The organism is Kitasatospora sp. NPDC096140, from assembly GCF_040303045.1.
GTDB lineage: Bacteria > Actinomycetota > Actinomycetes > Streptomycetales > Streptomycetaceae > Kitasatospora.
Map to the genome: position 1 here is coordinate 1 of NZ_JBEOUW010000089.1, position 11,541 is coordinate 11,541.

The following is an 11,541-nucleotide window of genomic DNA, read 5'->3' on the forward strand; positions in this document are numbered from 1 at the left end:
GTGTCGTTGCCCAGAGCGTGTGGGGAGATGCCCTCGGGCCGGATGTGCGTGGCGTCGGCGCGCCGATCGAACGGGTGTACCGGCGGCGGCCACCGGGCACCCCGTAGGAGGGGACTTCCGCCGAGGAGGTACCGAGATGCGGCACGCCGACGCCACGCACATCCGGCCCGAGGGCATCTCCCCACACGCTCTGGGCAACGACACGCTCCTGCACGAGCTGGAACAGCTGCACCGCACACGCCACGAGACCTTCCTGTACGGCTCGGAGGAAGCGCTGAAGCGGCACACGCTGCGCACCGGCCAGCTGGAGGCCGAGTACCTGCACCGGTTCCCCGACCGGCAGGTGACCGCCGGGCGGACCAGGGCCGGCGCGCGGGCCCGGGAGGCCGCGGCCCGGGTGGAGTCGCTGCCGGAGTGACGGGGCCGGCCCGGACCGCCCGGCAGGACACGCCGGGCGCGCGGTGGCGTGCCCCGGGCCGGGCTGTCGGGGAGGGTGTGAGGGCAGACGCACCGGACCCTTGACCCCATGGGAGCCCCGCATGCCCATCGCCAGCGTCAACCCCGCGACCGGCGAGACCCTGGAGACCTTCGAACCGCTCGACGCGGCCGGCATCGAACGTCGGCTGGCCCTCGCCGAGGCCGCCTTCCACGCCTACCGCAGCACCCCGTTCGCCGCCCGCGCCGAGCTGATGCACCGCGCCGCCGACCTGCTGGACCAGGACCAGGAGGCGGTCGCCCGCACCATGACCGAGGAGATGGGCAAGCCACTCGCCGCCGCCCGGGCCGAGGCCGCCAAGTGCGCGAAGGCGATGCACTGGTACGCGGACAACGCCGAGGCTCTGCTGGCCGACGAGCACCCTGCCCCGGCCGACGTCGCCGACGCCGGCGCCGCCCGCGCCTACGTCCGCTACCGCCCGATCGGCCCGGTGCTGGCCGTGATGCCGTGGAACTTCCCGTTCTGGCAGGTCATCCGGTTCGCCGCGCCGGCCCTGATGGCGGGCAACGTGGGCCTCCTCAAGCACGCGTCCAACGTGCCGCGCACGGCGGTGGCGATCGAGGAGCTGTTCCGGCGCGCCGGCTTCCCCGAGGGCTGCTTCCAGACGCTGCTGATCGGCTCGGGCGCGGTCGAGGGCGTGGTCCGGGACCGGAGGGTCGCCGCGGTCACCCTCACCGGAAGCGAGCCGGCCGGGCGCGCCGTCGCGTCCGCCGCGGCGGACGAGGTCAAGAAGGCCGTGCTGGAGCTGGGCGGCAGCGACCCGTACGTCGTCCTGCCGAGCGCCGACGTGGACGCCGCGGTGCGGACCGCCGTCCGCGCCCGGGTGCAGAACAACGGCCAGTCCTGCATCGCCGCCAAGCGCTTCATCGTGCACACCGAGGTGTACGACCGCTTCACCGCCGGCTTCAGCGCGGCGATGCGCGCGCTGAAGGTCGGCGACCCGATGGACGAAACCACCGACGTCGGCCCGCTGGCCAGCCGCCAGGGCCGGGACGACCTGGAGGAACTGGTCGAGGACGCCCGGACCCACGGCGCCCGGGTGGAGTGCGGCGGCGGGCGCCCGGAGGGCTGGGACACCGGCTGGTTCTACGAGCCGACGGTGCTGACCGGGATCACCCCGGCGATGCGGATCCACCAGGAGGAGACCTTCGGCCCGGTCGCCACGGTCTACCGGGTGGCCGACCTGGACGAGGCGGTCGCCGTCGCCAACGACACCCCGTTCGGCCTCAGCGCGAACGTCTGGACCACGGACGGGGCCGAGCAGGAGCGCTTCGTCCGCGACATCCAGGCCGGCGGGGTGTTCTTCAACGGGATGACGGCCTCCCACCCGGCCCTGCCGTTCGGCGGCGTGAAGCGCTCGGGCTTCGGACGGGAGCTGTCCGGGCACGGGATCCGGGAGTTCTGCAACGTCACCACGGTCTGGATCGGCTGAGCCCTCCCGGATCCCCGCCCGTCCGGGTCAGGTCGCCGCGCGGTGCCGGCCCGGGCCGGGCGTCATCCAGCGGGCGAGCACGCCGACCAGGGCGATGACCGTCAGGCCCCAGGGGATGCACATCACGAGCAGCACCCACAGCTGGCTCACCTGGGCGGCGACCAGGCCGAGGCCGACCGACAGCGCGATCATGATCGTCACGGCGGTGGGGGTGAGGGTGAGCAGCCAGACCCAGGCCCGGTGCCCCAAGCCGGGGTCCTTCGGGGCCTCGGGGCCGGTTTCGACTGCCTTGTAGGTCAACAGGTCCATCGGGATCGCCTCCGATGCTGGACGGGAGGGGAATGCCTGGCCCGGCGGGTCAGGAGGCCTTGCGCGGAGCGGTGGACTTCCGGCCGGCGGTCTTCCCGGCCGCCGGGCCCTTCCCCGCCGTGGTGGTCTTCGCCGTGCTGCTCTTCGCGGTGGCTGTCTTCGCCGTGGCGGTCTTCGCCGCGGTCGCCTTCCCCCCGGCCTTCCCGGCGGTCCCGTCGGCGGCCTTCCCCGCGGCGGGGGCGCTCCGCTTCGCGGCGGCGCGCTTGCGCGGGGCGGGCTTGTGCCCCGCCTCCTCCGCTTCCGCCTCCGGCTCCCCGGCCGGGCCGCGCCCGCCCTTGGCCTGCTTGAGGCTGCTGCGCAACGCCTCCATCAGGTCGATCACGTTGTCCGGCGCCTCGCCGGGCTCCTCCTCGTGCGGGATCTCGACGCCCTCCAGCCGCGCGGTGATCACCTGCTGGAGCGCCTGCTGGTAGTCGTCGTGCAGCTGGGAGAGGTCGAAGTCCTCGGAGAGGGTGTCCATCAGCGACCGCGCCATCTTGAGCTCCTGCGGCCGGACGGTCACGTCGTCCTCGGGCGCGATGCCCGCCGCCGGGCGGACCTCGTCGGGCCAGATGCAGGTCTGCAGCACCAGCGTGTTGTCGTGCACCCGCAGCACCGCGGGCGACTCCCGGGTGCGCAGCGCGATCTTGGTGACGGCGATCTGCCCGGACTCGGTGAGCGCGTCGCGCAGCAGCGCGTACGGCTTGGCGGCTGCCTTGTCGGCGACGCCGACGTAGTAGGCCTTGGAGAACATCAGCGGGTCGATCTCGCGCTCGTCGACGAAGGCCAGCACGTCGATGATCTTCTTGCTGGGCAGCGGCAGGTCGGCGAGGTCGTCGTCGCTGAGCGTGACGGTGCGCCCGTCGGGGGACTCGTAACCCTTGGCGATCTCCGCGTACGGGACCTCCTTCTCCTCCCGCTCGCAGTAGCGCTTCATCCGCACCCGGCCGCCGTCCTTGGCGTGCACCTGGTGCAGCGGGACGTCGTGCTCCTGCGTCGCGGAGTAGAGGTGGACGGGGATGCTGACCAGCCCGAAGCTGATCGTCCCCTTCCAGGTGGTCTGCATGGGGTCGCTCCTGTCCGGCGCCGGGTGACCGACGGGCGCCGAGCGCGCTCGGGACGTGCTCCGACGAATGCCCCGAGAGTCCCACTCTGCCCGGGTTTGCCCCGTTCGGCCACACCGCGCCGACAATGGGCCGAGGAGGTCGATGCGGATGACCGCCACGCACGGGCCCGACCGGACCCCGCCGCCGGACCGGACGACGTACCGGGTGACCTACCGCGTCCTCGGCGAGGTGCGCGAGGACGAGGTCACCGTGGTGCCCGGGTACTCGCAGGAGAGCGACATCCCGCGCATCCTCGCGGCCCGGCTCGGCGCCCTCCCTGCAGTACCGCCCACGGCACCGCCCACGGCCCGGCCCGCGATCCGGCCCGCCCGACACACGCCGGAGCGGCGGCCGGAGGTCGTCGTGATCGATTTGAGGGAGATCTGATCTCCTCCGCCCCCCACCCCTCTGACGATGCGTCAGATCTGAGCTTTTCCGACCCCCTCCGCACCCACCCTGACCTGGCCTTTTGCGTCCGGTAAGCGAACAGTTATCAAAGGATTGTTCCGATACTCGTGCGTAGAAGTTAGGTTGCACCGCAATGCGCGGGTCTGTCCCCCCACCCTGTGGCGACGAGCCGAGGGTCGCCGCGCTGGAAAGGCACAGGGCACCTCTAGATGAGTGCGAACACCACCAAGTCGGCGGCAGCCGAGGTCCCGCAGCAGGCGGGGCCGCACGGTCACGGCGGCGACGGCCACCTGAAGGCCGGGCTCAAGAACCGCCACCTGTCGATGATCGCCATCGGCGGCGTGATCGGCGCCGGCCTGTTCGTCGGCTCGGGCGCGGGCATCGCGTCCACCGGCCCGGGCATCCTGCTCTCCTACGCACTGGCCGGCGCGCTGGTCGTGCTGGTGATGCGGATGCTCGGCGAGATGGCCGCGGCCGACCCGCAGAGCGGCTCCTTCTCGGCGTACGCGGACCGCGCGCTGGGCCGCTGGGCCGGGTTCACGATCGGCTGGCTGTACTGGTTCTTCTGGGTCGTCGTGCTCGCGGTCGAGGCGACCGCCGGCGCCAAGATCCTCAACCAGTGGGTGCCCGGCGTGCCGCAGTGGGGCTGGGCGCTGATCGTCATGGCGGTCCTGACCTCCACCAACCTCTTCTCGGTGGCCTCCTACGGCGAGTTCGAGTTCTGGTTCGCCGGGATCAAGGTGGTCGCGATCGCCGGGTTCCTGGTGATCGGCACCCTCGCCGCCTTCGGCCTGCTGCCCGGCACCCACGCGGTGGGCACCAGCAACCTCACGGGCCACGGCGGCTTCCTGCCGCACGGGATCGGCGCGGTCTTCACCGGCATGCTGACCGTGGTCTTCGCCTTCATGGGCAGCGAGATCGTCACCCTGGCCGCCGGCGAGTCGGAGGACCCGCAGAAGGCGGTGACCAAGGCCACCAACAGCGTGATCTGGCGCATCGGCATCTTCTACCTGGGCTCGATCCTGCTCGTGGTCACCCTGCTGCCGTGGGACTCGGCCGAGGTCAAGGCCAGCCCGTACGTCGCCGTCCTGGACCACATCGGCATCCCCGGCGCCGGCCAGGTGATGGACGTGATCGTGCTGACCGCGGTGCTCTCCTGCCTGAACTCCGGGATGTACACGGCCTCCCGGATGGCCTTCTCGCTCGGCCAGCGCGGCGACGCCCCCAAGGCCTTCGCCAAGGTGACCGAGCGCGGCGTGCCGCGCGTGGCGATCCTCTCCTCGGTGGTCTTCGGCTTCATCGCGGTGTTCTTCAACTACACCTCGCCGGACACGGTGTTCGCCTTCCTGCTGAACTCCTCCGGCGCGATCGCGCTGTTCGTCTGGCTGGTGATCTGCGCCACCCAGCTGCGGATGCGCAAGATCATCGAGCGGGAGATGCCCGAGCGGCACACCGTCCGGATGTGGCTGTACCCGTACCTGACCTGGACCGCGATGGGCATGATCGGGTTCGTCATGATCTACATGTTCACCGACGCCGACGGGCGCAAGCAGATGTACCTGTCGCTGGTCGCCGCGGCGATCGTGCTCGCGGCCTCGGCCGTGGTGGGCCGCCGGCGGCGGGCTGCGGTGGCGGCGGGGTCCTGACCCGTCCGCACCGCGCAGGAACGCCGGGTCCGGGAGCCGTTGCGGAGGCTCCCGGGCCCGGTGCGGCTTTTCCGGCGCCTTCCGGCCTTCCATCGCCTCCGGCGCCTTCCGGGGCTTCCGGCGCTTGCGCCGCTTCCGGCTTTCCGGCTTTCCGGCTTTCCGGCGCGTCCGGCTCTTCCGGCGCTTCCGGCCCGGCGGCCGACCGGGCACGGAAGCAGCGCCAGTTTGACCATGGCACGTCAAGGGGATTCCTGGGCATGGCGCTCCCCCACGAGCGCTCCCCCACCCTCCCGGGAGACCCCGTGCCGTCCCTGCCCACCCCCACGTCACCCTCGCCCCCACCGCCCCGCGCGGAACCCGAGTCCGCACGGCTGCGCTTCGGCCGCCGCCTGCGCCACTGGCGCGAGGCCCGCGGCCTCAGCCAGGCCGAGCTCGGCCGGCTGCTCGGATACCACAACTCGCTGATCAGCCGGGTGGAGAACGCCCTCCGCTGGCCGCCGCCGGGAATGCCCGCCCGGGCCGACGAACTCCTGCTCGCCTGCGGGGAGTTGGCGGACCTGTGGCAGACCGTCCGGCAGGAGCGCGAACGCCTCGGCGAACTCGCCGCCGCCACCCGGCCACCGGCCGCCGCCGACACCGCCCCACCGGACGCCGCCGCCGTCGAGATGCTCGCCCACCTGCTCGCCGTCTACCGCGCCGCCGCCGACCGGATCGGCGGCGAGGAGCTGGCCGCCGTCCTGGAGCACCACGCCCGCACCCTGGCCCGCCGGCAGCACACCGCCCCGTACGAGAGCCACGCCGCCGTCCGCTCGCTCGCCGCCCAGTACGCCGAACTCGCCGGCTGGGCCCACTTCGAGGGCGACCGCCGCGCCCGCGCGCTCAGCTGGTACACCACCGGGCTGGAATGGGCACGGACTACCGGGGACCAGGCCACCACGACCGCCCTGCTCGTCCGGCAGAGCACCCTGCACTGGTGGCGCGGCGACGCGGCCGCCGCGCTCGCCCTCGCCGAGGCCGCACGGACCGCCGCGCCGGCCCGCCCCGGACTGCAGGCCTGGGCCGCCGTCGCCCGGGCGCACGCCCACGCGCTGGCCGGCGAGGCGCCGCTGGTGCGCCGGACGCTGACGGACGCCCGGCGGCTGACCACGGCCGCGCGACGCTCCGGCGATCCGACGCCGTGGGCGGCCGGCGCCGAGCTGGTCCTGGCCGTCGCGCACGGCACATGCCAGCGGGACCTCGCCGTCCGCACCGGCCGCACCGTCCACGCCCGCAGCGCGGTGGCCCGGCTGGAGGCCGCCCTGCGGACCCTGGATCCGGCCGCCCGACCGCGCGACCACGCCCTGGTCACCGCCCGCCTGGCGGGCGCCCTCGCGCTGGCCGGCCGGTCCGGTGCCGCCGCCGCCCTGCTCGCCCGGCTGCCCCCGAGGACGGCCGGCCGCATCGCCCGCGAGCAACGGCGGGCCGAGGAGTGGCTGCGCACGTGAGCTGCGCACGTGGAAGGCCGGGCAGGGCCGCCCCTGCCCGGGTCGACGGCGCCGCAACCGGCCGGACGCGCCGGGCGCCGCACGCCACCCGCCGCGCCGACCGGGTGCACACGGCACGCCGAGGCGGGGCCGGCCACCCCCTGCGGGAGTGGTGGCCGACCCCGCCCGACCGGTCCGAGCGGCGCTACCGGCCGGCTCAGAGACCGGCAGCCGCGGCGGCGATGTCCGCCGCGTAGGTGCTCACCTGGGTGTAGACGCCCGGGTAGCCCGCGCGGGCACAGCCGTTGCCCCAGCTGACGATGCCGACCTGGACCCAGCGGCCCGCCGCGTCCTTGTGGACCATCGGGCCACCGGAGTCACCCTGGCAGGTGTCGACGCCGCCCTGGGCGACGTACCCGGCGCAGAGCGAGCCGGCGGTGTTCAGGCCCGGGTAGGCGTCGGCGCAGGCCGCGTCGTCGACGAACGGCACGGTGGCCTTGAGCAGGTAGCGCTGCTGGGCGCCGCCCTCGCGCGCGGCGCCCCAGCCCATGATGGTGAAGGTACCGCTGTCGTACGCGGCGGAGGTGGCGATCGGCAGGGTGGTGACCTGACCGCTGCTCACCGGGGAGGCCAGCTTGATCAGCGCCCAGTCGTTGCCGTTCTCCGCGCCCGTGAAGGCCGGCGCCTGGTAGACGTACGAGGAGCGGACCTTGACCGCGCTTCCACTGCGCAGGTCGACCGCGCCGACGGTGGCGGTGATGCTGCTGTCGGCGCCGGTACCGTCGACGCAGTGGGCGGCGGTGAGCACGATCTGCGAGGTGTAGAGCGCGCCGCCGCAGCCCATCGAGAGCCGCACCATGAACGGGAACTCGCCCTGCGCCGCACGCGTGCCGCCGACCACGGTCGGCGACGGCGCGGGCGAGGCGGCGGCCGGCAGCACGAGCGCGCCCGCGCCGAGCACCAGACCGGCCAGCAGGCTGAAGGCTCTGCCGAGTTGACGCTTCATCAGGTTCCTCCTTGCAGGTGGGGGAACACCGAGAGTGGCCCGGCCGGAGGCGCGGCAGGAGGGGGCCGACCTTGCCGAACAAATCTGGCAGGAACACGGCAACCCGAGGTTCCGGGTGCGGCGGGCGCGGCGCTCCGGGTGCGACGGGCGCGGGGCTCGGAGTGCGGCGGGCGCGGGGCCCGACCCGGGCCGATAGGGTGGTCGCCCATGCGTGATCTTGTGGCGGGGACGAAGTACCTGATCGAGGGCCAGAAGTGGGTCGCCCGGCGCGGCCGGTGGTGGGGTTTCGGCATGCTGCCGGCCCTGCTCGCCCTGATCGGCTACGTCGTCGCGCTCGCCTTCCTCGCCGCCCGGTCCGTGGACCTCGCGGACTGGGCCACCCCGTTCGCCGACCACTGGTCCTCGCCCTGGCAGGGCCTGCTGCGCGACGCGCTCGCCGCGATCGTCTTCGGCGGCGGCCTGCTACTCTCCCTGCTCACCTTCACCGCCGTCACCCTGCTGGTCGGACAGCCCTTCTACGAGGCGCTCTGCGCCAAGGTCGACGAGACCGAGGGCGGGGCGCCCACGCCGCCGGACACCCCGCTCTGGCGCGAGCTGCTGATCGCGGTGCGCGACAGCGTGTACGTACTCGTCCGGGTGGCCGCGTTCGGCGTGGTGCTGTTCGCCTGCGGGTTCATCCCGGTGCTCGGCCAGACGGTGGTCCCGGCGCTCGGTTTCCTGGTGTCCGGCTTCTTCCTGACCGTCGAGCTGACGGCCGTCGCCCTGCAGCGGCGCCGGGTGCCGCAGCCCGAGCGGATCCGGCTGCTGCGCTCCCGGCTCGGGCTCGCGCTGGGCTTCGGCACGCCGCTGGTGCTCGCCTTCCTGGTGCCGCTGGTGACGGTGCTCGCCATGCCGGGGGCCGTCGCCGGCGCCACCCTGCTGGCCCGGGACCTCGTCCCGCCCGCGGAGGAGGCCGCCGCGGAGGAGGAGGCCGCCGCGGAGGGGCCGGAGCCGGGCGCTCGCCCCGCCGCTCCTGCCGCTCCCGCAGCGCAGCCCGTCCCCGGGAACCCGTACGCGACCCCCTGAGCCGTGACTGTCCGGTCACCCTGCGCCGACCTCGCGCGGGCAAACGTGTGAGGCCGCCCACAGGGGGATCGGCGTCTACGACTCCCGGTAGTGGACGGGCGCCCGGCGGGCTCCGGCCGGGCCCCGGCGCCCCGCACCTCCCGAGCCGGACCCGGCGGTGTCCGGCCTGAAGAACGCAGGCCACCGCGCGTGTCGCCCCTGCGTTCCTCCGATGTCACCCGTGCGTAACCCTCAGAAGCACAATTCGGACAAATGCCATCAAATCCACCACTCGACCCCGCTGCGCCCTCTTCGTGACCACTACGGTGCGTAGTAGCAAGTGCCTTTGCCGCCCGTCGCGAGCCCTGCCAAGAATGGCCTGTCGCCAGGCAGCCCGGCCGGTCCGCACCGGATCCGCCGCGCAGCCCGCCCGCCCCGCCGCTTCCGCCGGGGCGCCACGGCCGTCCCGGACGGCCGCGCGGGCCCCGCTCACCCGGAGCCCGCGCGATGCCCCGTGTCCGGCACCACCGGCACGGCCCCGACGGAGAAGGAACGCCCGCCTTGCAGCTCAGCCATGCCCGCCGAAACTCCCTGATCACCGGCGTCGCCACCCTCGTGGTCGCGAGCGCCGCCACCGCCGCGCTCGCCATCCCGCAGGCCGGGAACACCGTCGAGGCCGCCGCCCCCGCGGCCGCCGTCTCGGTGGACGGCAAGCCGGTCGCCGACCAGGCCCAGGCTGACACCGCTGCCGCTGCCCAGCAGGCCGCCCAGGCCGCCCAGGCCGCCCAGGCCAAGGCCGAGGCGGACGCCCAGGCGGCGGCCCAGGCTCAGGCTCAGGCTCAGGCTCAGGCCGAAGCCGACGCGAAGGCCCAGGCGGACGCCAAGGCCAAGGCCGACGCCGCGGCCGCCGCCTCCCGCTCCCAGGAGCGCCCGAACCTGGCCGCCGCCTACTCCGGCACCCCGCAGCAGATCGCCGCGCAGATCGTCCCGGCCGGCCAGCTGCAGTGCTTCAGCAACATCGTGTTCCGCGAGAGCAGCTGGAACCCGCTGGCCGTCAACGCCTCCTCCGGCGCCTACGGCCTGGTGCAGGCCCTGCCGGGCTCCAAGATGGCCTCGGCGGGCGCCGACTGGCGCACCAACCCGGCCACCCAGATCAAGTGGGGCCTGAACTACATGAACACCCGCTACGGCAGCCCCTGCGCCGCCTGGTCGTTCTGGCAGGCGCACCACTGGTACTAGGCCGACCCGTCAGGGATCGACCCGCCCGCTCGGCGCCCCCGGGGCCCGCGACGCACCGCCGCGTCGCGGGCCCCGGCACGTTCCGGCCACGAACGACGCGGGCCCGCCGCTTCCGAACCTGACGTGGACGCGTCCGGAAGACGACGTGAAGATCTGGCGGACGGTCGTACGATTTGCGGCCAATTGCTCGGAATTACGGACCGTCAGGGCTTTGCCACGGTTCGCGCGCCCTCTTACGCTCCGGCGTCATGCCCTCACCCTTGATCAGCGTCGTACTCCCCGCCTACGACCAGCACGAACAGCTCGCCGACTGCCTCGACTCGCTGCTCGCGCAGTCCCTGGCGGACGTCGAGGTGATCGTGGTCGCCGACCGCTCCCCCGAGACCGCGGGCGGACTCGCCGACGCGTACGCCGCGCGGCATCCGCGGGTCTCGACGCTGCACCTGAACGCGGCGGTCGGGGTCGGGGTGAGCCGGAACGCGGGGGCGGCGCGGGCGTCCGGCGAGTACCTGCTGTTCCTCGACGCCGACCACCTGCTGCCCCGGGACGCGCTCCAGACGCTCGCCGACCGGCTCAAGCAGACCGGCCCGGTGGACCTCCTGCTGTTCGGCCACTCCCGCCGGCACAAGGACCGGGACTGGCCGGGCGGGGCCGAGGCGCTGCTCGCCGAGGCCGGCCCCGAGGTGTCCGGCCCCTTCGACCGGCCCGAGCTGTTCGGCGCGCCGCCGCTGATCTGGGACCGGCTGATCCGCCGCGGCCACTGGGAGGAGCTGGGGCTCACCTTCCCGGACGGCCGCTACGAGGAGGTCCCCGTGGTGCACGCGGCCCTGCTCGGCGCGCAGAAGGTCGCCGTGCTGGCGCGCGAGTGCGTCCAGCTGCGCCGCCGGGAGACCGTCCACCCGGCCGGTGGCCCCGGCAGCAGCGTCTTCGACCTGTTCGACCAGTACGAGCGCAGCTTCGCGCTCCTGGAGGACCAGCCGCACCTGTACGCGGTGCGCGAGGCGTTGTTCATCCGGATGGTCCGGCACTACCTGTTCGTCTTCGACCTCGCCGGCTGCGTCTCCCGGTCCGAGCGGCCGCAGTTCTTCCACCGGGCCGCCGAGCACCACCGCCGCTTCCAGCCGCCGGGCCACCGCCGGCCGGGCGGCCGCGAGGGGATCAAGTTCTCGCTGCTGGCCGGCGGCGCCTACCCGGCGTTCGAGGTCGCCAAGCTGTCCCACATCGCGAAGGGCACGCTCACCGGGCGCAAGTGACCCGCCTCAGAAAGTGTTGGGTAATCGGATGATTACTGGTTCTTGAGGTCGTCGGCGAGGCGGCGGGCTGCTTCGGTCTCGATGGGGCCGCGCGGTTCGA

At 73.8% G+C, this 11,541-nt stretch carries 11 protein-coding genes; 8 read left to right on the plus strand and 3 right to left on the minus strand.

Annotation, left to right across the window (positions count from 1 at the left end; all coding sequences use genetic code 11):
- Positions 1-136: 136 nt before the first annotated feature.
- Entirely contained in the window at positions 137-418 is a 282-nt protein-coding gene (locus ABT048_RS41065; protein WP_350526760.1) for a DUF6158 family protein, read from the plus strand.
- 121 nt (positions 419-539) lie between these two features.
- Positions 540-1,928, plus strand: coding sequence for an NADP-dependent succinic semialdehyde dehydrogenase (locus ABT048_RS41070; RefSeq protein WP_350526761.1), 1,389 nt, complete (start codon positions 540-542; stop codon positions 1,926-1,928).
- A gap of 27 nt (positions 1,929-1,955) precedes the next feature.
- On the opposite strand, the gene ABT048_RS41075 is transcribed toward ABT048_RS41070, so the two are convergent.
- A complete protein-coding gene (locus tag ABT048_RS41075; RefSeq protein ID WP_350526762.1) occupies positions 1,956-2,237 on the minus strand; it encodes a hypothetical protein in 282 nt (93 codons plus the stop codon).
- 49 nt (positions 2,238-2,286) lie between these two features.
- The gene (gene ku / locus ABT048_RS41080; protein WP_350526763.1) at positions 2,287-3,342 is read right to left on the minus strand and encodes a non-homologous end joining protein Ku; all 1,056 of its coding nucleotides are present in this window, start codon (positions 3,340-3,342) and stop codon (positions 2,287-2,289) included.
- A gap of 148 nt (positions 3,343-3,490) precedes the next feature.
- Here ku and ABT048_RS41085 point away from each other — a divergent pair, with 148 nt between their 5' ends.
- The 3 genes from ABT048_RS41085 (at position 3,491) to ABT048_RS41095 (ending at position 6,920) form a co-directional block, all read left to right on the plus strand.
- On the plus strand, positions 3,491-3,769 hold the full coding sequence (locus ABT048_RS41085; RefSeq protein ID WP_350526764.1) for a hypothetical protein: 279 nt from the start codon (positions 3,491-3,493) through the stop codon (positions 3,767-3,769).
- A gap of 230 nt (positions 3,770-3,999) precedes the next feature.
- On the plus strand, positions 4,000-5,436 hold the full coding sequence (locus tag ABT048_RS41090; protein ID WP_350526765.1) for an amino acid permease: 1,437 nt from the start codon (positions 4,000-4,002) through the stop codon (positions 5,434-5,436).
- Positions 5,437-5,693: 257 nt separating this feature from the next.
- Positions 5,694-6,920: an NsdA family TPR-like regulatory protein gene (locus ABT048_RS41095; protein WP_350526766.1), complete on the plus strand. Its 1,227-nt coding sequence runs from the start codon at positions 5,694-5,696 to the stop codon at positions 6,918-6,920.
- A 196-nt stretch (positions 6,921-7,116) separates the two neighbouring features.
- Here the strand turns inward: ABT048_RS41095 and ABT048_RS41100 are convergent, their stop codons facing one another.
- Positions 7,117-7,905: a S1 family peptidase gene (locus ABT048_RS41100; protein WP_350526767.1), complete on the minus strand. Its 789-nt coding sequence runs from the start codon at positions 7,903-7,905 to the stop codon at positions 7,117-7,119.
- 207 nt (positions 7,906-8,112) lie between these two features.
- On the opposite strand from ABT048_RS41100, the gene ABT048_RS41105 reads away from it, so the two are divergent.
- From ABT048_RS41105 to ABT048_RS41115, 3 genes are all read left to right on the plus strand, one after another.
- Entirely contained in the window at positions 8,113-8,970 is an 858-nt protein-coding gene (locus ABT048_RS41105) for an EI24 domain-containing protein (protein ID WP_350526768.1), read from the plus strand.
- Between the two features lie 540 nt (positions 8,971-9,510).
- On the plus strand, positions 9,511-10,188 hold the full coding sequence (locus tag ABT048_RS41110; RefSeq protein ID WP_350526769.1) for an aggregation-promoting factor C-terminal-like domain-containing protein: 678 nt from the start codon (positions 9,511-9,513) through the stop codon (positions 10,186-10,188).
- 248 nt (positions 10,189-10,436) lie between these two features.
- Positions 10,437-11,441: a glycosyltransferase family 2 protein gene (locus tag ABT048_RS41115; RefSeq protein ID WP_350526770.1), complete on the plus strand. Its 1,005-nt coding sequence runs from the start codon at positions 10,437-10,439 to the stop codon at positions 11,439-11,441.
- Positions 11,442-11,541: the final 100 nt, after the last annotated feature.